General features: G+C 68.4%; 19 protein-coding genes. 7 read left to right on the top strand and 12 right to left on the bottom strand.

Annotated features, from left to right (window positions below; translation table 11 throughout):
• Nucleotides 1-100 precede the first annotated feature (100 nt).
• The 5 genes from LPC10_RS14095 (at nt 101) to LPC10_RS14075 (ending at nt 4,526) form a co-directional block, all read left to right on the top strand.
• On the top strand, nt 101-496 hold the full coding sequence (locus LPC10_RS14095; RefSeq protein ID WP_231342551.1) for a hypothetical protein: 396 nt from the start codon (nt 101-103) through the stop codon (nt 494-496).
• A 28-nt stretch (nt 497-524) separates the two neighbouring features.
• Nucleotides 525-923, top strand: coding sequence for a DUF305 domain-containing protein (locus LPC10_RS14090; RefSeq protein ID WP_231342548.1), 399 nt, complete (start codon nt 525-527; stop codon nt 921-923).
• A gap of 692 nt (nt 924-1,615) precedes the next feature.
• Nucleotides 1,616-1,930 (top strand): hypothetical protein, encoded by a 315-nt coding sequence (locus LPC10_RS14085; RefSeq protein ID WP_231342547.1) that lies wholly within the window; start codon nt 1,616-1,618, stop codon nt 1,928-1,930.
• Between the two features lie 309 nt (nt 1,931-2,239).
• A complete protein-coding gene (locus LPC10_RS14080) occupies nt 2,240-2,947 on the top strand; it encodes a carbonic anhydrase (RefSeq protein WP_231342545.1) in 708 nt (235 codons plus the stop codon).
• A gap of 10 nt (nt 2,948-2,957) precedes the next feature.
• On the top strand, nt 2,958-4,526 hold the full coding sequence (locus LPC10_RS14075) for a SulP family inorganic anion transporter (RefSeq protein WP_231342544.1): 1,569 nt from the start codon (nt 2,958-2,960) through the stop codon (nt 4,524-4,526).
• 129 nt (nt 4,527-4,655) lie between these two features.
• Here the strand turns inward: LPC10_RS14075 and hflX are convergent, their stop codons facing one another.
• The 8 genes from hflX to dusB form a co-directional block, all read right to left on the bottom strand.
• Nucleotides 4,656-6,071 (bottom strand): GTPase HflX, encoded by a 1,416-nt coding sequence (gene hflX / locus LPC10_RS14070; RefSeq protein WP_231342541.1) that lies wholly within the window; start codon nt 6,069-6,071, stop codon nt 4,656-4,658.
• Between the two features lie 189 nt (nt 6,072-6,260).
• The gene (gene hfq, locus LPC10_RS14065) at nt 6,261-6,515 is read right to left on the bottom strand and encodes an RNA chaperone Hfq (RefSeq protein WP_003600267.1); all 255 of its coding nucleotides are present in this window, start codon (nt 6,513-6,515) and stop codon (nt 6,261-6,263) included.
• 306 nt (nt 6,516-6,821) lie between these two features.
• The gene (locus LPC10_RS14060) at nt 6,822-8,192 is read right to left on the bottom strand and encodes a sigma-54 dependent transcriptional regulator (RefSeq protein ID WP_108940693.1); all 1,371 of its coding nucleotides are present in this window, start codon (nt 8,190-8,192) and stop codon (nt 6,822-6,824) included.
• Entirely contained in the window at nt 8,189-10,588 is a 2,400-nt protein-coding gene (locus LPC10_RS14055; protein WP_231342538.1) for a PAS domain-containing sensor histidine kinase, read from the bottom strand. The genes LPC10_RS14060 and LPC10_RS14055 overlap by 4 nt, the downstream gene beginning before the upstream one ends.
• 64 nt (nt 10,589-10,652) lie before the next feature.
• Nucleotides 10,653-12,290, bottom strand: coding sequence for a DEAD/DEAH box helicase (locus tag LPC10_RS14050; protein WP_231342535.1), 1,638 nt, complete (start codon nt 12,288-12,290; stop codon nt 10,653-10,655).
• A gap of 208 nt (nt 12,291-12,498) precedes the next feature.
• A complete protein-coding gene (gene ntrC / locus LPC10_RS14045; RefSeq protein ID WP_231342533.1) occupies nt 12,499-13,968 on the bottom strand; it encodes a nitrogen regulation protein NR(I) in 1,470 nt (489 codons plus the stop codon).
• A 10-nt stretch (nt 13,969-13,978) separates the two neighbouring features.
• Entirely contained in the window at nt 13,979-15,112 is a 1,134-nt protein-coding gene (locus LPC10_RS14040; protein ID WP_231342531.1) for a nitrogen regulation protein NR(II), read from the bottom strand.
• Complete coding sequence (gene dusB / locus LPC10_RS14035) at nt 15,112-16,140, bottom strand: tRNA dihydrouridine synthase DusB (protein ID WP_231342529.1); 1,029 nt, start codon at nt 16,138-16,140, stop codon at nt 15,112-15,114. The genes LPC10_RS14040 and dusB overlap by 1 nt, the downstream gene beginning before the upstream one ends.
• Nucleotides 16,141-16,268: 128 nt before the next feature.
• Between dusB and LPC10_RS14030 the strand changes: the two genes are divergently transcribed.
• Nucleotides 16,269-17,603: a bifunctional 2-C-methyl-D-erythritol 4-phosphate cytidylyltransferase/2-C-methyl-D-erythritol 2,4-cyclodiphosphate synthase gene (locus LPC10_RS14030; RefSeq protein WP_231342522.1), complete on the top strand. Its 1,335-nt coding sequence runs from the start codon at nt 16,269-16,271 to the stop codon at nt 17,601-17,603.
• Nucleotides 17,600-18,151, top strand: coding sequence for a CinA family protein (locus LPC10_RS14025; protein WP_231342520.1), 552 nt, complete (start codon nt 17,600-17,602; stop codon nt 18,149-18,151). The genes LPC10_RS14030 and LPC10_RS14025 overlap by 4 nt, the downstream gene beginning before the upstream one ends.
• A gap of 63 nt (nt 18,152-18,214) precedes the next feature.
• Here LPC10_RS14025 and LPC10_RS14020 read toward each other — a convergent pair whose 3' ends face one another.
• Genes LPC10_RS14020 through cysC form a run of 4 tightly spaced genes read right to left on the bottom strand, consistent with a single transcriptional unit; the run spans nt 18,215 to nt 22,690 of the window.
• Nucleotides 18,215-20,458, bottom strand: coding sequence for a xanthine dehydrogenase family protein molybdopterin-binding subunit (locus tag LPC10_RS14020; protein ID WP_231342518.1), 2,244 nt, complete (start codon nt 20,456-20,458; stop codon nt 18,215-18,217).
• The gene (locus LPC10_RS14015; RefSeq protein ID WP_231342516.1) at nt 20,451-21,500 is read right to left on the bottom strand and encodes a xanthine dehydrogenase family protein subunit M; all 1,050 of its coding nucleotides are present in this window, start codon (nt 21,498-21,500) and stop codon (nt 20,451-20,453) included. Before LPC10_RS14015 ends, LPC10_RS14020 begins: the two co-directional genes overlap by 8 nt.
• Nucleotides 21,497-21,994: a (2Fe-2S)-binding protein gene (locus tag LPC10_RS14010; protein ID WP_231342511.1), complete on the bottom strand. Its 498-nt coding sequence runs from the start codon at nt 21,992-21,994 to the stop codon at nt 21,497-21,499. The genes LPC10_RS14015 and LPC10_RS14010 overlap by 4 nt, the downstream gene beginning before the upstream one ends.
• A gap of 45 nt (nt 21,995-22,039) precedes the next feature.
• On the bottom strand, nt 22,040-22,690 hold the full coding sequence (gene cysC / locus LPC10_RS14005) for an adenylyl-sulfate kinase (protein WP_370644491.1): 651 nt from the start codon (nt 22,688-22,690) through the stop codon (nt 22,040-22,042).
• Nucleotides 22,691-23,070: the final 380 nt, after the last annotated feature.

Genomic DNA, 23,070 nt, shown 5'->3' with positions numbered 1-23,070 from the left:
CGGGAACTCCGGCAACGCCGCTCGATGCGCCGACCGCCGCCGGCAGGGCGTGGTCAGCCGTGAGCGGAAATCCAAGATCCATCCTGATAGGAGAAAGCCGTTGAAACGTGCCTTTCCTTGCGCCGTTCTGGCGCTCGCCCTGTTTGCCGCGCCGGCAGGCGCCCAGCACCACCGAGGCAGCCCGCACGATCACGACCATCCGCCCGGTCCCCATGGCGGGCGTGTCGAGGGGGCGGGAGCCTGGCACGCTGAACTCGTCACACAGGACGGGACCGTCGCGGTCTATCTCACCGACGGCGACGGCAAACCCTTGCCGACGGAGGGCTTTTCGGCCGTCGCGATCCTCAAATCCGGCAACAAGGCCATGCGCATCCCCCTCAGTCCGGAGGGTGGGCGGCTCACGGGCAAGGCCGAGACCGCACTGGGAGAGCGTCCCACCGGAGCTGTCCGCATCACCGCGCCCGGCGGAGCCGCCGCCAGTGCCCGCTTCGACTGATGATCCGTTCGTTTCAAGGATACACCTGATGATGAAAGCTTATCGCGCCGCTCTCCTCCTCGGCTGCCTTGCCGGCTCCCTTGCCGTTCCGGCCGTTGCCGGCGACGGGCATCACCACCACGCACACGGTCATCCGGACGCGAAGACCGCTGCGAGCGACAGCGCGGCAACGAAGGCGTTCCGCGGTGCGGATGCCCGCATGCATCGCGACATGGACATCCGCTACACCAACGATGTCGATGTCGATTTCGTGCGCGGGATGATCCCGCATCACCGCGGCGCGATCGAGATGGCCAAGATCGCCCGCGAACACTCGAAAGATCCCGAGATCCGCAAGCTCGCCGAGGAGATCATCAAGGCGCAGGACACCGAGATCGCGCAGATGGAAGCGTTCCTGAAGCGCAAGGAAACCGCACCGGGCCGCTAAAGGATCGTCCCGGAAGTCGCCCACCGGTCTTCGGAAAAAGGACGAGCTCTCCGGTACGACTCTGCGGGGGCCAGGACCCGCTCGCCGTAGGATCATGAAACGAGAACGGCTCCCGCATCGTCACGGGCCGGGCCGGCAATCGGCGGGACAAGAACGCTGTCCTGCCGTTTTTAGCTCATAGCGTTTTCATGAGCCTGCTCTTCATCAGACGGTATCGCACGCGATACTGTCTGATGAAGGTTTTCACGATCGAAGACTGCAAATTCATCGTTGTTTCGAGTTCATCCTCGGGCAATGCGCCGGGTGCCGTTCGCGCGCTCCCCCGCATAGGTTTGGCCCGCTTTCGACATCGTCTCTCATGTCGGAACCGCCCGTCGAGGAACCGCCGGCCCTCCCCCAACCCTTCGATCGAACGCGGCTTCCTGCATCGGCAAAATGACAGCACGCTTCATCGCCGCAGGGGCGGATTAAATTCTGACGGGGCAGTTTGGATTTTCATCCCCTCATCGCAATATTTTTGGAGATAATTGGTGCGATCGCGCACTAAAATCGCGATCTTCCAGGATTAAATTTCGATTTCATAACGGTGATAAAACGCACTTCCAAAATACAAATCTCGTAATTACTGTCTCTTTGCAGCAAAAAGTCAGACAAAAAATTTTGCAACTCAGGGATTACGAGAGGATTTCGATATGAAGCGCGTGATGACGGTTACTTTCATCGCAATGGCAGCGGTTGCTCTGCCGATCGCGGCACAGGCCGAGGGCGGTGGCGGCGGCAGCCGCCAGCAGGCCGGCGGCGCCTTCATGAGCAGCTACGTCGACGATCCCTATCATGACCCCCGCTCGGTCCGCTCGCAGCGGATGGGGACGGGCCAGATCCTCGGCGCGCCGATGCTGAGCGAGAACGCCGGCGCCAAGGGCGGCGTCGCCCGCACGGCCGTCCGCCGCGGCACCGTCGAGCCGCGCTGGGCCGCCGGCACCGAGCCGCGCCGCCGGGCGCGCTAATCAGGCCCCGTCCGGCGCGCCGCTCGATCCGCGCCGACGGTCACGCCCTCGCACCTCATCCTCGGTCGCTCCGCTTGAGGAGCGGCCGAGCATTCCGGGCGACATGGCACCGGCTCACACGCCGTCGCGATCCTCGCTACGGCGCGAGCGGCCTTGTGCCTGACGGAGACGGCGCCCGCGCCGCGTCCTGTCACATCGGATGTCTTGGACTTCGCGCACCGACAGGCGGGTCGCCGTCTGTCTTCCAGCCAGCATTCCCTACGTCCCAGCGCGTCTGCTCACGCGTGGCGACGGACAGCGAGGTAAGCCGTGGACGGCATCATTCAAGGTCTTTCGAACTTCCGCGGAACGGTCTTCCCAGGCCAGAAGCAGATGTATCAGCAACTGGTCCGCGACGGTCAGCAGCCCCAGGCGCTCATCATCGCCTGCGCCGATTCCCGCGTCTCGCCCGAGCACATCACCCAATCCGGCCCGGGCGACCTCTTCGTGTGCCGCAACGCCGGTAACATCGTGCCGCCCTTCGCGCAGCAGAACGGCGGCGTATCCTCCGCGATCGAGTACGCCGTCGTGGCGCTCGGCGTGCGCGACATCGTCATCTGCGGCCATTCCGATTGCGGCGCCATGAAGGGGCTCATGAACCCCGAGGCGCTGGGTAACATGCCCAACGTGGCGGCATGGCTCCGTCACAGCCACGCGGCGAACCGGATCGTCTGCGAAGCCTACCCCGAGGGCATGGACCCGAAGGAGCGGCATCGGGCGCTGGCCCTCGAAAACGTCGTGGTGCAGCTCAACAACCTGCGCACCCACCCGAGCGTGGCGGCGGCTCTGGCCCGCGGCAAGCTGCGCCTGCACGGCTGGTTCTTCGAGATCGAGAGCGGGCACGTGCTCGCCTATTGCGGCGAGCGTGGGCGCTTCGTCCCCATCGACGAAGCCACGGATGTTCCCGTCGCGCAGGCTTCGGCTGCGCGGATCGCTACGCCGGAATTTGCCGGCGCCCATGCCATCGCGGCGGAGTAGGAATCTTGCAATGCGCGCCTCCCTCGCCAGGCTGATGCCATCGACCCTCGGCCGGGATCTCCCGGCCTCCTTCGTCGTCTTCCTCGTGGCGATGCCTCTCTGCATGGGTATCGCCATCGCCTCCGGCGTGCCGGCCGAACGCGGCCTCATCACCGGCGTGATCGGCGGCATCATCGTCGGCTTCCTCGCCGGCTCGCCGCTTCAGGTCAGCGGCCCTGCCGCAGGCCTCGCCGTCATCGTCTTCGAATTCGTGCGCGAGCACGGCATCGATGCCCTCGGACCGGTTCTCGTCGCGGCCGGCGCCATTCAGCTCCTCGCGGGTGCGTTGCGGGTCGGCGGCTGGTTCCGGGCGATCTCCCCGGCCGTCGTCCACGGCATGCTCGCCGGCATCGGCATCCTGATCGTGTTGGCACAGATCCATGTGCTGACCGATGCGCTGCCGAAGGCCAGCGGCCTCGACAATCTCGTGGCCATTCCGGGCGCCTTCTTCAACTTCGTCTCCAGCCCCGAAGGCAACCGTCCCGGTGCGGTCGTCGTCGGTATCGCTACCATCGTGGCAATGCTGGGCTGGGAGAAGATCCGTCCGCTCAAGCTCAAGCTGATCCCCGGCGCCCTGGTCGGCGTCGTCGCGGGCACGCTTGTCGCCGTCTTCGGCAGCTTGGACGTCAAGCGCGTCGAGGTGCCGGAAAACATCCTCTCGGCCGTCGCCCTGCCGGGTGCGGGCGATTGGAGCCGACTGGCCGAGCCAGCGATGATCCTGATGGCGGTCACCCTCGCGGTCATCGCCAGCGCGGAGAGCCTGCTCTCGGCGGCGGCGGTGGACCGGATGCATGACGGCCCGCGCACGCAGTACAACCGCGAACTCGGCGCGCAGGGCATCGGCAACGTTCTGTGCGGCTTGGCCGGCGGTCTGCCAATGACCGGGGTGATCGTCCGCTCCTCGGCGAACGTTCAGGCGGGAGCGGTCTCGCGGGCCTCCACCATCCTGCACGGCAGTTGGATCCTCGCCTTCCTGCTGGTCCTGCCGATGGTGCTCAAGGTCGTGCCGACGGCGGCGCTTGCCGGCATCCTCGTGGTGACGGGCTGGCGCCTCGTCAGCCCCGCCCATGCCTTCCACCTGCATGAGCGCTACGGCCTGCCCACCGCCGCGATCTGGCTCGCCACGATGGTGATGGTGGTTGCCACCGATCTGCTCACCGGCGTGCTCACGGGCCTTGCGCTCAGCCTCGCTCAGGTGATCCCGCACTACATCCGGGGTCCGCTCAAGATCGAGGGCGGCGCGGCGCAGACGGTCCAGGCCGGCGCCGTCCGGGCGGTGCCGGAGCTGAAGCTGTCGGGCTCGGCAACCTTCCTGCAACTGCCCCACCTCAACGAGGCGCTAGAGCGCACGCCGGAGGGTACGCCGGTCCGACTCGCAGCGGAGGATCTGCGCCACGTCGATCACACCTGCCTGGAGATGATCCGGGAATGGGCGACGCGGAGGGCAAAGACGGGTGCGCGTGTCGAGGTCGTCGGCGGCGGCGCGAGCGGCCTGCACCACAGCCTCGCCATGGTCGCCCACGCCGCGCCGAAAGACTGACCAAGAGCGCACTCAAAAAAGAGGGCCGGTGCCGCAACTCGCGGCACCGGCCCTCTTTTTTTTCGGTCCCTCACATCGTCTACTCTGGAAGGCCGATCTGCGGCCCTTCGGATCGAGGTCGCGAAGGCTTTAGACCGCGGGCACGCCCTGTGGTCCCCCGATGCGCTGAGCGGCCTCGAACCGGTTGAGGAAGCGCGGCTCCTTCTCCGGTGCGATGCGGATGGTCAGCGCGATGGCGCCCGTGGTTTCGGATTGCCGGTCGAGCACCTCGGCATTCTCGTAGAGCCAGTTCAGGGCAGCGCCGTCTTCCGGCGGCAGCGTCACCGCGAAGGTCGAGCGCGCCCGCGCCACCTGTCCCTCGATCCGCTCGGCCAGCACCGACAGCCCCTCTCCCGTCAGGGCGGAAACGAGGATCGGCGCCGCCCCGGCACCGCGATGGGCAGCGCTGAGATTGACGAGTCGGGTGCGCTCGCCCTCGTCCAGGAGGTCGGCCTTGTTCCAGACCTCGATGATCCGCTCCGCGTCCGGCTCGATCCCGAGTTCGCGCAGCACGCCCTCGACATCCTCGGCCTGGGCCTGGGTGTCGCCGTGCGAGACGTCGCGCACGTGGAGCAGGATGTCGGCCTCGATCACATCCTCCAGCGTGGCGCGGAAGGCGGCGATCAGCGAGGTCGGCAGGTCGGAGATGAAGCCGACCGTGTCGGAGAGAATCACGGTCTCGCCATGCGGCAGCTTGGTTGCCCGCGCCGTTGGGTCGAGCGTGGCGAACAGCATGTCCTGCGCCCGCACCTCGGCCTTGGTCAGCGCGTTGAACAGGGTCGACTTGCCCGCGTTCGTGTAGCCGACCAGCGCCACGATCGGGTACGGCACCCGCGCGCGGCTCTTGCGGTGGAGGCCGCGGGTGCGCGTCACCGCATCGAGATCGCGCTCGATCCGGGTCATCCGCTCCTGGATCATCCGCCGGTCGGCCTCGATCTGGGTTTCGCCCGGGCCGCCGAGAAAGCCGAAGCCGCCGCGCTGACGCTCTAGGTGGGTCCACGAGCGAACAAGCCGGGATTTCTGGTAGGCCAAGTGGGCGTGCTCGACTTGGAGCGTGCCCTCGCGGGTCGAGGCGCGACGGCCGAAGATTTCGAGGATCAGGCCGGTCCGGTCGATCACCTTGGCGCCCCAGGCCTTTTCGAGGTTGCGCTGCTGCACCGGCGAGAGGGCGCAATCCATCACCACGAGACCGATCTCCTCGGCCTTGATCATCCCGGCGACCTCCTCCACCCGGCCCTTGCCGAGATAGGTCGAGGGACGCGGCCGCTGGATATGCACCGAGAGCGCGTGGGCGACGTCGAGATCGATCGCGGCCGCCAAGCCGACCGCCTCGTCGAGCCGTGCCTCGTCGGATCGCACGATCTCGGTCTGTCCGGGTACGGGACGCTGGGCGGCACGGGTGAGGTAGGGACCGACGACCAGGGTGCGGGTCGCGGCGGCAATCTCGCCCTCGGGGGCGGCCTTCGCCTGCAGGCGCGCTTCGCCGGGCGGAAGGAGTTCAGTCATGGCGTCTCCGTGTCATCGTTCCCTTATGTCGGAACGATGACGCCATTTTGCATCCGGCGGCCTACGCAAATGTCGGGATGCGGCTCGTCGGGACCGCATTTCGCTGACAGGAAGGCCGGATCGACGTGGAAATGCGACGGGCGACGGACGTATGCCGGCTCGGAGCCACCGAACGCGCCTGTCGCCGTGTCACGCCTTTTCGGGCGCCGTCTCGTCCGGCTCGAACAGCTGCACCGGGTGTCCCGGCATGATCGTCGAGATCGCGTGCTTGTAGACGAGCTGCGAGTGTCCGTCGCGGCGGAGCAGGACGCAGAAGTTGTCGAACCAGGTCACGACACCTTGAAGCTTGACGCCATTGACGAGGAAGATCGTCAGCGGGATCTTGTTTTTGCGGACATGGTTCAGGAACGTGTCCTGGAGGTTCTGAGCGCGCTCGCCCGCCATTTCTTGTTATCCTTGTTTCGAGACCGCACCCGCGGATCAGCAGGGCCCCGTGCCTTGAGTCGCGGGCCGGCGACTCTCTCGTGGTGGGACCGCTCTGCCGGGGCATTCCATTACAGGGCGAAGCCTGCCGCGATGCAAGAGGCAGCCCCCGGAGCGCAGCGTCAATATCCACCCCTTGCAACCGCAGCCGCCGATTCTTCCGCATCAATGTGCCTCGCAAAACACCCTGTCTTTGACCGTTGTCACTCTGGTGACGACGGCGCGGCGGGCGTTTCGTGAGGGGCACGAAGCCGGCGGCGACAGGCCTTACGGTCCGATGCCGAGCGACTTCAGCTTCCGGTGCAGGGCCGAGCGCTCCATGCCGATGAATTCGGCGGTGCGGGAGATGTTGCCGGAGAAGCGGGCGATCTGCGCGATGAGGTATTCCCGCTCGAAGATCTCGCGGGCCTCGCGCAGGGCCAGGCTCATCAGCTTCTCGCCGCCCGCACCCGTCGGCGTCGTCGGCACCAGCGCGCCGATCTCGGTCGGCAGCATCTCGGATGTGACTTCCTGCTCCGGATCGCTCTGGGTCAGGATCATCAGCCGCTCGACGTTGTTGCGCAACTGACGCACATTGCCGGGCCAATCGTGGGATTGCAGCACCGCCATCGCATCCTCGGCGATGCGCCGCCGTGGCAGGCCGGTGGCCGCCGAGATCTGCTCCATGAAGAAGGAAATCAGTTCCGGCACGTCCTCGCGTCGCTCGGCGAGCGAGGGAATGCGGATCGGCACGACCGAGAGGCGGTGGAACAGGTCCTCGCGGAAGCGGCCCGCGGCGATCTCCTCCGTCAGGTCGCGGGAGGAGGAGGAGATGATGCGCACATCGACGTGGACGCGCGCCGTGCCGCCGACACGCTGGAAGTTCTGATCGACGAGGACTCGCAGGATCCGGCTCTGCGTCTCCTTGGGCATGTCGGCGACTTCGTCGATGTAGAGGGAGCCGCCATGGGCCTCCTCCAGGGCGCCGACGCGCCGCACCCGGCCCTCGCCGCCCTCAACGCCGAACAGCTCGGCCTCCATCGTCTCGGGCGTGATGGTCGCCGCGTTGATGACGACGAAGGGGCCGCTCGCCCGCGAGGAGGCCGCGTGCAGGGTGCGCGCCGAGAGTTCCTTGCCGGCGCCCGGCGCGCCCGAGATCATCACGCGGGCATTGGTCGGGGCCACGCGCTCGATGGTCTGGCGCAACTGGTTGACCGCCACCGAGGCGCCGACGATGCGGCTCGCCTGACCTGAGCGGACCTTGAGGTCGCGCACCTCGCGCTTGAGGCGCGAGGCCTCCAGTGCGCGCTCGGCCACGAGGATCAGCCGGTCGGCCTTGAACGGCTTCTCGATGAAGTCGTAGGCACCCGATTTGATCGCCGCCACGGCCGTCTCGATGTTGCCGTGGCCCGAGATCATCACCACCGGCAAGTCGGGATGTCCGGCCTTGATCAGGTCGAGCACCTGCAACCCGTCGAGGCGCGAGCCCTGGAGCCAGATGTCGAGGAAGACGAGGTGGGGCCGGCGCGATTCGATGGCCGCCAGCGCCTCGTCGGACCCGGCGGCGGTGCGGGTGCGGTGCCCCTCGTCGTCCAGGATGCCCGCGACCAGATCGCGGATGTCGGCCTCGTCGTCGACGATCAGGATGTCGGCGCTCATGGCTGCATCTCCGCGACGCGTCGCGCTTCCATGGCGCCCTCCGTGTTCTTGTCCATCGTTGTCCCGTCACGCGCGCCCGGTGCCGCGGAGCGTGTCCGCTCCCCTGCCGCACCGGGCTCGACATTGTGTCCGTCCTGCCGACCGACTTCCCGCGGCAGCCGCATGCGAACCTGTCCGCCGCGCCCCTCCGGGTTGTCGTTCAGCTCGATCCCGCCGCCATGCTCTTCGAGCACCTTGGAAACGATCGCCAAACCGAGGCCGGTCCCGCCCTCGCGGGTCGTCATATAGGGTTCGAGAAGGCGCTGGCGCCCCTCTGCCGGAAAGCCTTTTCCGTTGTCGGTGACTTCGATCACCACGAAAGCATCCTCAACGACCAGCTTCAGCGCGACCCGCCCCTTGCCGCCATCGGCGGTCAGCACATCCTCCGGCACCGCCTGAACCGCCTCGACGGCGTTCTTCAGGATGTTGGTGAGCGCCTGGGAGAACAGCCGTACGTCGAAGGCGGCCTCGACGCGGCCTCGCTCGTCGGCGCCCACCGTGTCGAAGGGGAAATCCAGATCGGGATGCGCCATCCGCAGCATGAACAGGTTCTGCCGGGCGATCTCGGCCAGATCCTGCTGCGTGATGGCAGGCTTGGGCATCCGGGCGAAGGAGGAGAACTCGTCCACCATCCGCTTGATCTCGTCGACCTGCCGCACGATCGTGGCGGTGCACTGCTCGAACACCTCCTTGTCGGCCGTGATCACTTTTCCGTACTTGCGGCGGATGCGCTCGGCCGAGAGCTGAATCGGGGTCAGCGGATTCTTGATCTCGTGGGCGATGCGGCGGGCGACATCCGCCCAGGCGGAGGTGCGCTGCGCCGTGACGAGATCGGTGATGTCGTCGAGCGTCACGACGTAGCCGCGCGCCTCGCCCTGCGCCTGCTCGCTGGTGACGCGCACGGCAATCGTGCGCTCGCGCCCCCCGCGCACGAGCTGAATCTGCTGCTGAAGCGCGCGCTGGCGGCCCTCGGCCTCGGGGAACAGGGCGGCGATTTCGGGCACGACGCTTGTCAGGGGCTGGCCGACGAGCTCCTTGGCCGTGAGTCCCAGGGTGCGTTCCGCGCCCGGATTGGCGATGGTGATGACCCCATCGGCATCGACACCGAGCACGCCCGGCGACACGCCCGACAACACGGCTTCCGTGAAGCGGCGGCGGCGGTCGATCAGGTCGTTGGCCGCCCGCAGACCGTCGTGCTGGCGGCGCAGCTCCTGCGTCATCGTGTTGAAGCTCTCGCCGAGATGGGCGAGGTCGCCGTCGGATTTCCGCGCTGGCACGCGGGCGTAAAAGTTGCCGGCCGCAACCTCGTCGGCGGCATTGATGAGCCGGCGGATCGGAGCGACGAAGCGATTGGCGAAGTTCAGGCCGAACCACACCGCCGAGAGCAGCGTGATCAGCGCGATGAGGATGAAGACCGAGGCGAAGGCGATCTGCACGTAGCGGCGCAGCTCGTCGAAGGTCAGGTACTCGGCCGCCGCGGCGCGGGCGACGCCGGGGAAGTCGATGGCGAGCTGGCTCACCTCGCGCTGCACCAGCAGCACGGCATTGTCGTAGGCCGGCATCCGCATCAGCGCGGCGAAGACCCGGCCCTCGTTGGGCAGTAGGCAGATCGGGTCGCTCGACTTCGCCGCATCCTCGAAGGCCTGCGCCGAGGGCAGGCGCGTCTGCTTGAGCACGTCGATGTTGGCGCGCGCCACCACCTCGTTGGGCCCGCGCATGATCTTGACGATCGGCAGACCGAGGGCCTGGGCGCGAGTCGTCATGAAGTTTTCGAACCACTCGCGGTTCACGTCGAAATTCGGCCGCGCGCGGGTCAGGTCGTCGGCGAAGATGCGGATCTCGCGGGCGAGCGACTGGCAGTGATTCTCCTGATAGGCGTCTGCGACCTGCACGGATTTCAGCACCACGTCGCGGACCCGGTCGGTGAAGCCCAGCGACAGCCCGACATCGATCGTCACCGAAGCGACAATGGCGAGCAGGATCGTCGGCAGGATTGCGATCAGGCTGAACAGGCCGACGATGCGAGTGTGCAGCCGCGCCACCGAGGCGTGGGTGCGCCGGGCATGCAGGAAGACCCGCGCCTCCCAGACGATCACCACCACGAGGGCGAGGACCAGCACCGCGTTGACCGAGAGCAGCACCACGCCCGAGGTCGGGGTCCGCGTGATCTGGATGATGCCGGCCAGGATGAGGAAGGTGACGGAGGCCGAGATCAGCGACGTGAGCACCACCGCAGCGCCGATCCAGCCGGGCCCCCGCGGCGGGGAATCGAACCGACGCGCGACCGCCTCCGCGCCGTCCTCTACGGACGGGGCATCGGACGGTGCTTCCTGAGTACGTCGCGACAGCAGCGGCATCGCTGATGCGGGGCCACAACAGTGTGGCGAAATTAATACGAATCAGCCACGCTTGAGCCGTCGATCAGGCGGCGAGCGCACCCCAGCGCCGCAGGTCGCGGAAGCGGCGCCCGTCGGAGAAACGCACCGTCACGCTCTCCGAGAGGCGGCCGGCGGCATCGATCTTCACGCTGTCCGGCCGCTCCAGTTCGTCGGCTCGCTCGAGGGCGGCGGCGACCGACATCGGCACCGGCTCGGCGCCGCCGAAAGCGCGCCACCACAGCACCGCCTTCTCGCGGGCATGGCCCGAATGTTCGAGGCACACCTCGACCCGGCAGCCGCCCCCGCGCCAGCGAAAGGCCACTTCCAGACGGTCGGGGCCGGAGCCGCCGGGGCCGCGATCGAGGCGCCAGCCGGTCACCTCGCGCCAAGGCGCGATCGATTCGGACAGGATCGGCAGGGCGTCCTCGGCGGTTGCCGCGTGAGGTGCCTCCGCGTCTTCCGGTTCGGGCTCGACCCAGCAGGCTTCGCAGGTGCTGGCGTTGAGCGCGATCAGCGCGCCGCAGCCCGGGCAGGGCTTTGCCCGCACGCTGCCCGGTGCGGCGGGGCCGAGCGCCACGCTGCGCGCGCTCACCGCATCGACGGGGCCATGCATCCGCACCAGCCCGGCATAGTCGAGTACGATCGCGTCCGCCTTGCCCGGCGCCCGGCGAAGCGCCCGCCCGACCTGCTGCACGTAGAGCCCGGCCGATTGCGTCGGGCGAAGCAGCGCGATGAGATCGACCTCCGGTACGTTGAAGCCGGTCGAGAGCACGCCGACCGAGACGAGGCAGCGGATCTTTCCGGCGCGGAAGTCGCGCACGATGCGGTCGCGCTCGCGCTTGCCCATCTCGCCGGTCACGGTCTCGCAGGAGATGCCCTCCGCGCGGATCGCGTCGCGCACCGAGGCCGCGTGAGCGAGCCCGGCGCAGAAGGCGAGCCAGGCCCGCCGCTCCCTGCCGTAGCCGACCATCTCCTCGACCGCCGCACGGGTGATCCATTCGCGGTTGACCGCCGCCTCCAGCGCCGAGGGGATGTAATCGCCGCCGCGCTTGGGCACCCCCGACACGTCGAGGGCGAGCGCGGTCGCCTTGCAGACGAGGGGCGCGAGGAAGCCCTGGTGGATCAGGTCGCCGACGAGCGACTCGTAGACGATCCGCTCGAACACCCTCCCCTCGCCCTCATCGAGCCGGCCGGAATCGAGGCGGTAGGGCGTGGCGGTGAAGCCGGCGACCTTAAGATCGGGGTTGCCGGCCCGCGCCGCGGCGAGGAAGCGGCCGTAGCCGGTCTCGCTCGCGCGAGGAACGAGATGGGCCTCATCGATGACGATGAGGTCGATGGCACCGAACAGTTCGGCCCTGTCGCGCACCGACTGGATCGAGCAGAACACGACCTGCGCGTGGGCTTCGCGTCGCCCAACGCCGGCGGAAAAGATGCCGGCAGGTGCCTCCGGCCAGTAGGCCAGCAGCTCGCCATGGTTCTGCACTACGAGTTCGCGGACATGGGTGAGGACGCAGATCCTTGCCCGCGGCGCCCGCAGCAGCCATTCGCGGATCAGGGCAGCGATGACGAGCGCCTTGCCGGCGCCGGTCGGCAGCACGACGAGGCCAGGGCCGCCGCCCTGGTCCCAATGGGTGTCGAGCGCGTCGAGGGCGGCGCGCTGGTACTCGCGAAGGCGCAGCATGGCGCGCCTTTAGCGAAGCGCGGCCGTGGAGAACAGAGGGGGAATGCGGCGGCCGACGTTTCAATTCGTCATTCCGGGGGCTGACAAGCCAACCCGGTATCCACGACTGGCCAGACATGACGTTTCGACCGCGCATCACGCGTGGCTTCCGGGTTCCGTTGCGCGGTCCCGGAATGCCGGCGATGGTCCGATCCTGTCGGAACGCTCTTCACCGCGAGGTGCGAAACACCTGCAGGTCGAGATCCCGCACCTTCTTGCGGAGGGTGTTGCGGTTGACGCCCAGCAGCTCCGCCGCGCGGATCTGGTTGCCGCGGGTGGCGGCGAGCGCCGCGCCGATCAGCGGGCCTTCGATCTCCCGCAGAATGCGGTGATAGAGTCCGGGCGGGGGAAGCGTGTCGCGATACCCCGAAAAATAGTCGGCGAGGTGCCGCTCGACCGCGCCCGACAGGGTCTCGCTGTCGGAGGCCCCGTTCTTGCGCGCCGCGCCGCTGCCGTTCACGGCGGCGGGTTGGGCGAGCGGCAGGGTGTCGAGTTCCGCCTCGATTACCGGCCCGGTGATCGTCTCCTGCGGGTAGAGCGCGGCCAGCCGCCGGACGAGATTCTCGAGCTCGCGCACGTTGCCGGGCCAGCGGTAGCGCTTGAGCCGCTCCATGGCATCGCCGTCGAGGGTTTTTCGAGTCAGGCCCTCGCGCTCGACCAGCACGAAGAAGTGGCGGATCAGGTCGGGCACGTCCTCGGAGCGCTCGCGCAGGGCCGGCAGGCGCAACGGGACGACGTTCAAGCGGAAGAACAGGTCCTCGCGAAAGATGCCCTGCTGGATCGAGACGCGCAGATCCTTGTTGGTCGCGGCGATGATGCGGACATTGGTCTTGATCGGCACGCGCCCGCCGACGGTGGTGTACTCGCCCTGCTGAAGCACGCGCAGAAGCCGGGTCTGCGCCTCCATCGGCATGTCGCCGATTTCGTCGAGGAACAGCGTCCCGCCCTCTGCCTGCTCGAACCGGCCGGCCGAGCGGGAGAGCGCGCCGGTGAACGCCCCCTTCTCGTGGCCGAACAGCTCGGATTCGATCAGGTCGCGCGGGATCGCCGCCATGTTGACGGGCACGAACGGCCCGGTGCGGCGCCGGCCGTAATCGTGGAGCGCGCGGGCGACCAACTCCTTGCCGGTGCCGGACTCGCCGGTGATCATCACGGTCAGGTCGGTCGGCATCAGTCGGGCGAGCGCCCGGTAGATCTCCTGCATCGCCGGCGAGCGGCCGACGAGCGGGATGTCCTCGTTCTCCGGGCCGGCACCGGGGGCGGGCGTTCCGCGGGGACGCGACAGCGCGCGTCCGACGATCGCCGTCAGCTCCTTCAGGTCGAAGGGCTTGGGGAGGTATTCGTAGGCGCCCCGCTCCGAGGCGCGAATCGCGGTCATGAAGGTGTTCTGCGCACTCATGACGATGATCGGCAGTTCCGGCCGCACCCGCTTGATGCGCGGCAGCAGGTCGAAGACGTTCTCGTCGGGCATCATCACATCGGTGATGACGAGGTCGCCCTCGCCCTGGGCGACCCAGCGCCAGAGCGTCGAGCAATTGGAGGTCGTGCGCACCTCGTAGCCGGCTCGTGAGAGAGCCTGGTTCAGAACGGTGCGGATCGCGGCGTCGTCGTCCGCGACGATGATGTGGCCGTTGGGCATGGCTCTCGACTCAGCGCTCCGCAGACGATTCACGCCCGTCGCGGGCGCTCGACATAGGCAGCAGGATCCGGAAGGCGGTGCGGCGGGGAACAGGATCGCATTCGACGATGCCCCCATGGTCCCCGACGATCTTGGCCACCAATGCAAGTCCGAGGCCGGAACCCTGCACCTTGGTGGTGACGAAGGGATCGAACAGGTCCGACAGCAGGTCGGTCGGGATGCCCGGCCCGTTGTCTCGCACCGCCACCTCGATCGGCAGGCTGACGCGTTCACGCGAGCCGGGGATCTGAAGGCGCAGGCCGGTGCGGAAGGCGGTGGAGAGGGTGATCTCGCCCTCGACCGTATCGGTGCCGATCGCCTCGGCCGCGTTCTTCACGAGGTTGAGGATCACCTGGATTAACTGGTCGCGGTTGCCGAGGACGGGCGGCAACGAGGGGTCGTAGTTCTCGATGAAGCGGATGTGGCGGGCGAAGCCCGACTGCGCCGAGCGCTTCACCTGATCGAGGACGCCGTGGACGTTGACGGGTCCGCGCTCCACCGGCCGCTCGTCGCCGAACAGCTCCATCCGCTCGACGATGCGCACGATCCGGTCCGACTCGTCGCAGATCAGGCGGGTGAGGAGACGATCCTCGTCGTCGCGCTCCTGTTCGAGCAGTTGCGCCGCGCCGCGGATGCCGGCGAGCGGGTTCTTGATCTCGTGGGCGAGCATGGCGCCGAGCGCGATCATCGAGCGGGCGGCACCCCGATGAGTTAGCTGCCGGTTCATCTTGTCGGCGATGGTGCGCTCTTGCAGCATCAGCACCACCGAGTCGTCCTCGTCGCGCAGCGGTGTCGCGAAGACATCGACGCTGCGCTCCGTCCCCGAGCGCGGCTGGACCAGCTCGACCCGGTATTCCGAGACGGAGGAGCTGCGGCGGCGCACCTCGGCGACGAGGGCGATGATCGGCGAGGAGAACGGAATGATGTCGCGCAACCGTCCGCGCAGCATCAGCCGGGCGGAGGCGTCGAAGAACAGTTCGGCGGCGTGGTTGACCCTGAGGATCCGCTCGTCCGGCCCGATGGTGAGCACCGGCAGCGGCAGCGAGTTCAGCACCGCCTCGGCCGGCGGCAGGGATTCGGGGACGAGCTCGTCGGAAAAGGGCATCAGGCCGCCTCGCCGAGGGGCGTCTTCGCCGTCCCGGCCGGTTCGAGGAAAGCGCGCCGCAGAAGGCGCAGGGCCTCGGCGGGATCGTGGGTGGTCACCAGCCGGCGACGGTCGTCCGGATTGAGGCCGCCGGCCGCGTCGGCATAGGCGGCGAGGTGCTTGCGGGCGTGGCGCACGCCCATGGCCGCGCCGTAGAGCGCGATCAGACCCTCGTAATGCTCGGTCGCGACCGCCGCGCGCTGCTCGGCAGTCAGCGACACGACCGCACGACCCGAGAGCCCGGCGGCGATCGCGCCGACGAGCCAGGGGCGGCCGACCGCCGCACGCCCGACCATCACACCCGCTGCGCCGGATTGCGCGAGGCAAGCACGGGCCTCGTCCAGGCTCGTGACGTCGCCGTTGGCGATGACGGGGATGCGCACCGCTTCGACCACGGGCCGGATCGCCGTCCAATCGGCCCGGCCCTTGTAGAATTGCTGGCGGGTGCGGCCATGGACGGTCACGCCGTCGAGCCCGATGGCCTCGGCGCGGCGCGCCAGCTCGGCGGCATTGAGGTTCGGGTGATCCCAGCCGAGCCGCATCTTCACCGTGACCGGCACATCGACCGCCCCGCGCACCGCCGCGAGCAAACGGGCGGCGTGGTCGAGGTCGCGCATCAGCGCCGAGCCGGATTCCCCCCCGGTCACGGTCTTGGCCGGGCAGCCCATATTGATGTCGATGGCATCCGCCCCGTTCGCCACCGCGATGCGAGCGGCCTCGGCCATCGGTTCGGGCGCGCAGCCGGCGAGCTGCACCACGTGGGGATCGACCCCGGCCCCTTCCGCCCGAACCTGCGATTCGGCATCGCCCTTCGCGAGTTCGGCCGCCGCGACCATCTCCGACACCACCGCACTGGCGCCCAGCCGCTGCGTCAGGCGGCGCATATGAAGATCCGTGACACCGGATAGCGGCGCCAGCAGGACCGGCGGGTTTGTCACCCCCCGATCATCACCCCCGCGCAGTGCGCTCAAATAATGGTCACGTGTCATTGTGCACAAGAAATAGCCAAATGGCGGGCGGACGCAAGCGCTTCCAGCGTTTGCCTTCGCGCTTCTTGACGCATAAGCACGCGGCAATCCCGATCCATCCCCAGATGATTTTCGTTCGAGGCTCCAGCATGTCCGATGAAGCCGCGCGGTCGCACGGGGGTAACTTTGGGGAGGAGAGTGTGGCGGCGGTGGTGGTGGCCGCCGGCAAGGGCCTGCGCGTCGGTGGCGACCTCCCCAAGCAATATCGTCGCGTCGGCGGCCGGGCGGTGCTGACGCGGACGCTGGCGGCGCTCGCGCAATCGTCCCGTATCGCCCGCATCCAGCCGGTGATCGCGCCGGATGCGGCAGAGTTCTACCGCGAATGCCTCACCGACCTGGAGCCGGCGATGCGCGAAAAACTCGCCGAACCGGTGTCGGGCGGGGCGACGCGCCAGCAATCCGTGGCGGCCGGGCTCGAAGGGCTCGCCCGCTCCGGTATGCCGGACCTCGTGCTCGTCCACGATGCGGCACGGCCCTTCGTGGACGAAGCCCTGATCGCCCGCGCGATTGCGGCGGGCGCAGAGCACGGCGCGTCGGTGCCGGGCATCGCGGTGTCCGACACGATCAAGCTTGTGGAGGAGATCGCGCCCGGTATCGGCGCCGTCCGCGAGACTCCGGCCCGCGAGAATCTTCGCGCGGTTCAGACCCCGCAAAGCTTCCGCTTCGACCTGCTGCTGAACGCCCACCGCCGGGCGGTGGCCGAGGGCCGCGACGGCTTCACGGATGACGGGGCGCTCGCCGAATGGGCCGGGCTGCCGGTCGTGGTGTTCGAGGGCGATGCCCGGAATCGCAAGATCACACAGGCGGCGGATCTGATCGAGGCCGAACGGGCCTTCTCCGGCCGGGCTTTCTCTGAACCCGCGACCGCGATATCTCATGGTCCCATGACCACGTATGTGACCCGCCTCGGCACCGGCTTCGACGTTCACGCCTTCACGGAGGGCGACCATGTCTGGCTCGGCGGCGTGAAGATCCCCGCCGACCGGGGCGTGCTCGCCCATTCCGACGGCGACGTGGCGCTGCACGCGCTCACCGATGCACTGCTCGGCGCCATCGCCGATGGTGATATCGGCACCCATTTCCCGCCCTCCGACGAGAAGTGGCGCGGGGCGGCCTCCGATCAGTTCCTGGCCCATGCCTGCGAGCTGGTCCGCGCCCGCGGCGGCAAGATCGACCATCTCGACATCACGGTGCTGGCGGAAGCCCCGCGCATCGGCGCGCACCGCGAGAAGATCCGCCAGCGCATCGCCGAGATCGCCGGTGTGCCGCTCTCCTCGGTGTCGATCAAAGCGACGACCGCGGAGAAGCTCGGCTTCGTTGGCCGGGCCGAAGGCCTCGCCGCCCAGGCCGCCGCCACGGTGCGGCTGCCGGAGCTCTGCGCTGAGCTCGAGACCGAGGCGGAGACCAACGAGCGCCGCTCGTGATCGAGGACGCCGCCCTGCTCGCCCGCGCCGAGGCGCTGGTGCGGGCCTACGCGGCGGCGGGACGAAAAATCGCGACGGCCGAGTCCTGCACCGGCGGTCTCGTGGCCGGGCTGCTCACCGCAGTGCCGGGATCATCGGCGGTGATGGAGCGGGGCTTCGTCACCTATTCCAACGAGGCCAAGGCGGAATCCATCGGCGTGCCGACGGACCTCATCACGGCGCACGGTGCGGTGAGCGAGCCGGTGGCTCGCGCCATGGCGGAAGGGGCGCTCAAGGCATCACGAGCCGACGTGGCGGTCTCCGTCACCGGCATTGCCGGACCGGGCGGTGGCAGCGAGGCCAAGCCGGTCGGCCTCGTTCATTTCGGTCTGGCGACGAAGGACGGCTCGACCCGGCATGTCGAGCGTCGCTTCGGCGATCCAGGTCGGAGGGAGATCCGGCGGCTGTCGGTGGCGCAGGCGTTGGCGCTGCTCGAGTGCGCGATCAATCCGCTCCGTCATGGCGAGCCGGCTGACGAAGCAAGCCAGCGGCATGACACCTCCGGATAGAGCTGGCGCTGGATTAGCTTCGGCTCCGCCTCGCAAGGACGAAGGCAGGATCGAGCCTCGCGCCTACCTCAGCAGCCGGTCCAACGTGATCGGCGTCTTACGCACCCGCACGCCGGTCGCGTGATACACCGCGTTGGCGATGGCGCCGGCCGTGCCGGTGATGCCGATCTCGCCGACGCCCTTGATGCCGAGCGGGTTCACGTGCGGGTCGTGCTCCTCCACGAGGATCGCCTCGATCGACGGCACGTCGGCATTCACGGGCACGTGGTACTCGCCGAGATTGGCGTTCATGACGCGGCCCGAGCGGGGATCGACGACGGCGTTCTCGTGCAGTGCGAAGGACACGCCCCAGATCATGCCGCCGTAATACTGGCTCGTGACGAGCCGCGGGTTGACGATGCGGCCGGCGGCGAACGCGCCGACGAGGCGGGTGACGCGGATCTGGCCGAGATCGGGATCGACGGTGACCTCCGCGAAGACCGCGCCATGAGCGTGCATGGCGTAGGCCTCGCGCGCGGCCGGGTCGGCGGCGGCCTGCCCTTGCGCCGAGACGGAGGCGCGGCCCGCCCGCTTCAGGATCTCGGAGAAGGTTTCACTGCGCCCCTCGTCGTCCCGCCGCACCAGCCGACCGCCGCGGGCAAAGACGCCGGCATTGCCGGCGCCGAAGAGCGGCGAGCGCTCGTCGTTCGTGGCGAGGTCGGCCAGTTGCGCCAGGACCGCGGCGGCGGCGGAATGGATCGCAGAGCCGGCCGTGGCCGTGTGCGCCGAGCCGCCGGCGATGCCGGCATTCGGCAGGTCCGAGCTGCCACTCTGGAAATCGAGCCGGTCGAGGTTGATGCCGAGCCCGTCGGCGGCGATCTGCGCCAGCGCGGTCCAGGCGCCCTGCCCCATATCCTGGGCACCGAGCGCCATCGTACCGCTGCCGTCGGAGCGGACCTCCGCCCGCGCCTCGGCCTGCATCATCAGGGCCGGGAACAGCGCCGTGCCCATGCCGTAGCCGACGAGACGGCCGGCGGAATCGCGCATCGCGCGCGGCTGCTTCGCCCGCTTGTTCCAGCCGAAACGGGCGGCGCCCTGCGCGTAGCATTCGTGTAGGGCCTTGGACGAGAACGGGCGGCCCGAGATCGGTTCGAACTCGGCGTAATTCCTGAGCCGGAATTCCAGCGGATCGAGACCGCAGGCCTCCGCCATCTCGTCGATGGCGCCCTCGAGGGCAACGCTGCCAGAGGCCTCGCCCGGCGCACGCATGAAGAGCGGCGTACCGGTATCGACCCGCACGCCGGAATGGCGCGTGGCGACTGCAGGCGCGGCGTAGAGGTAGCGGGAGATGGCGCTGGCCGGCTCGTAGAACTCGTCGAAGCGGCTCGTCGCGGTCAGCGTGTGGTGGTCGAGGGCGGTGAGCGCGCCGGACGCGTCGGCGCCGAGCCGGAGCGTCTGGCGGGTTTCCGCGCGGTGGCCGACGGGGCCGAACATCTGCTCGCGGCGCAGTACGAGCTTCACCGGCCGGTCGACGAGCTTGGCCGCCATCACACCGAGCACCTGCGGCCCGGACAGGAAGCCCTTCGAGCCGAAGCCGCCCCCGAGGAAGGGCGAGCGAACGAGGACGTTCTTCGGATCCAGGCCGAACAGGCCGGCGAGCCGCATCTTGGCCATCGCCAACCCCTGGCTCGGGGTATCAACGATGAGTCGATCACCGTCCCACTGCGCCACGATGGCGTGGGGTTCGAGCGCGTTGTGATACTGCGCCGGCGTCTCGTAGGTCGCCTCGACCCGGTGCTCGGCCTGTCCCAGCCCGGCCTCGACATCGCCGCGGGTGACGATCGCCTTGTCGCCGGCACCGACCCCTTCGGGCTCAATCGGCTCGTCCGCATCGAGCCCGATCCGCGGTGGGTCGACTTCGTAGCACGGAGCCAGCAGCTCGGCGCCCTCGGTCGCGGCCTCCAGCGTCTGCGCGATCACCACCGCGATCGGCTGATGGGCGTAGCGGACCCGGTCGTTCTGCAGCAGATCGAGCCGGAACATGAAGGGGTTGTCCTTCGCGTCCGGGTCCTGGGCGAGACGCGGGGCGTTGGCGCCCGTCATCACTTCGACCACGCCCGGATGGGCCTTGGCCGCCGCGACGTCGAGGCTGGCAACCCGGCCGCGGGCGATGCGGCTCACCGCCACCACCGCGTGAAGCAAACCCTCGGGCCGGTTGTCGGCGGCGTAGGTCGCCTGTCCCGTCACCTTCAGAAGACCGTCCCGGCGGGTGAGCGGCTGGCCGATACTCGACCCGTGCCGGGCCTGCTCGTAGGCGATGTCAGGCATGGAGCGCATCTCCCGAGAAGGCGGAGGCCGGGAGCGCCGGCATGCGCTCCGGAGTGCCGGCGGCGGCAAAGGTCAGGGTCCGCACGATCAGGCGCCGGGCCAGCTCGATCTTGAAGGCGTTGTCGCCGGAAGGCCGGGCCTCGGCCAGGGCGGCGTCGGCCGCCTCGCGGAAACGCTCCTCGCTCGGCTCCGCGCCGGCCAGCACGGCTTCGGCCGCGCGGACACGCCAGGGCTTGAGGGCGACACCGCCGAGCGCAATCCGCGCCTCGCCGATCCGTCCCTTCTCGAGCCGGAGCGAGGTCGCTGCCGAGACCACGGCGAAGGCGTAGGAGGTGCGGTCGCGGACCTTGAGGTAGCGGGAATGTCCGGCAAAGCCCGCGGCCTGGGCCGGCAGGCGTAGCGCCACGATGAGGTCGCCCGGCGCAAGCACCGTCTCCCGGTCCGGCCGATCCTCCGGCAGGCGGTAGAGTGCGTCGAGCGGCACTTCGCGGGCGCCCGCCCTGCCCTCGATCTCGACGGTTGCGTCGAGTGAGACCAGGGGCACGCAGAAATCGGATGGGTGCGTGGCGATGCAGTGCTCGCTCCAGCCAAGCACCGCGTGAAGCCGCGTCTCGCCGCCGCGCGCGTCGCAGCCGGCGCCGGGATCGCGCTTGTTGCAGGCGCTGGCCGGGTCGTAAAAGTAAGGGCAGCGGGTTCGCTGAAGCAGGTTGCCGGCAACGGTAGCGGCATTGCGCAATTGCGCCGAGGCGCCGGACAGCAGCGCTTCGGCCACCGCCGGGTGCGACCTCGCGAAGTCCGCGTCGTAGGCGAGATCGCTGTTGCGCACGAGGGCACCGATGCGCACTCCCCCATCGGGCAGGTGCTCGATCTTGTCGAGGCCCGGCAGATACGTGACGTCCACGAGCCGGGCGGGACGCGCGATGTTGCCCTTCATCAGGTCGAGCAGGTTGGTGCCGGCGGCGAGATAGGCCGCGCCTGGCTCGCTGGCCGCCGCGACGGCGTCGGCAACGCTGGCCGCCCGAACATAGTCGAAGCGGTTCACGCGGCACCTCCCGGCGCGGACCCGGCCATGCGCGCCTGCGCGTCGAGGACGGCTTCGGTGATGCCGATATACGCGCCGCACCGGCAGAGATTGCCGCTCATGGCTTCGCGCACCCGCTCGGGGTCGTCGCCCGCATGGCCTTCGCGGATCAGCCCGACGGCGCTCATGATTTGCCCCGGCGTGCAGAAGCCGCACTGGAAGCCGTCATGGTCGATGAAGGCGGATTGGACCGGGTGAAGCGCGTCGCCCTGCGCCAGGCCTTCGATGGTCAGAATGTCGGCACCATCGAGGCTCACCGCGAGAGCGAGACAGGAATTCACCCGGCGGCCGTTCACGAGGACGGTGCAGGCGCCGCACTGCCCCCGGTCGCAGCCCTTCTTCGAGCCGGTCAGGTCGAGCCGTTCGCGCAAGAGATCGAGAAGGGTGACGCGCGGATCGTCGAGTTCGATCGCGCGGGGCTCACCGTTGACGGTCAGCGTCAGACGAAACGTCATGTGGAGACGGCTCCCGGGTCCGCGTCCTGTCTGGAAGCGTTTCAATTAGCCCGGCTGTTTCCGGCGACCAGTGCGGCGAAAGGGATGCTTTCGGCGATCTATCCCTTTCGGATGTCGGGTCCGGCGTTCTCGCTCGCCCATCGCCATCACGGGACGATGCTTTACGCTGCCCGGTTCCGCGCCCCCGCGCTCAGGCGAATCAGCGCATCGATGAGCGGCTGCGCGCTCTGTCACGGTCTGACTCTGAGTCCCGAGGGCGAGATCCGGCGCCACCGGCTCCTCGTACGGGGCCGAGATCCCGGTGAAGTTCGGGATCGTCCCGGCCCGCGTACGCTCGGAGAGCCCCATGGGGGCGCGGGCCTCGCAGACCACGAGCGGCGTGTCGATGAACACTTCGACGAACGGGATGTCACCGGCGATCGCCCGTGCCGCCGCACGTTCGGCGCGGGAGGGCGAGATCAGCGACAGGATCACCACGAGGCCGGCATCCGCGATGAGACGGGCCGCCTCGGCGGCGCGGCGAATGTTTTCGACCCGATCCTCTGCCCTGAAACCGAGGTCGCGGTTGAGGCCCTGACGAAGGTTGTCGCCGTCGAGCACCATGGTGCGGCGGCCGGCCTCGGTCAGCGCCCGGTCGACCACATCGGCAATGGTTGATTTGCCCGCGCCGGACAGGCCGGTTAGCCACGCGACCACCGGGCGTTGACCTTCTCTCGCCCAGCGTCACTCCCCCAGTTGCAACGGCTGCCAAGGCAACTGCGATCGCGGATCCCTGGAATAATTCATCGAGACAAAGCAGTATTATAGGCTGCCGTAAACCAGCCTGGACGTCCATTGCCGACGCCCTTGATCAAAATTATCACAATTTTGAGCAATTTACGGCAGACAATTTCATTGCCATAGTCAATCTAAGCAGATATTTTATGAAATTCATGTTGTTAATGACATTGGAAGTGATGGAGAATATGGCTCTCAGAAAAAGGGATGTCGATGCCGCGCGAGAGACTGGCTTGATCTGCGCGCCCCTCTTCCATTGATCGGATCGAGTAAGAGGCCGAGAGGGCAACGTTCTTCGA

Origin of the sequence: Methylorubrum sp. B1-46, from assembly GCF_021117295.1 — a bacterium.
Classification (GTDB): domain Bacteria; phylum Pseudomonadota; class Alphaproteobacteria; order Rhizobiales; family Beijerinckiaceae; genus Methylobacterium.
This window is presented reverse-complemented; position numbering and strand designations above follow the sequence as displayed.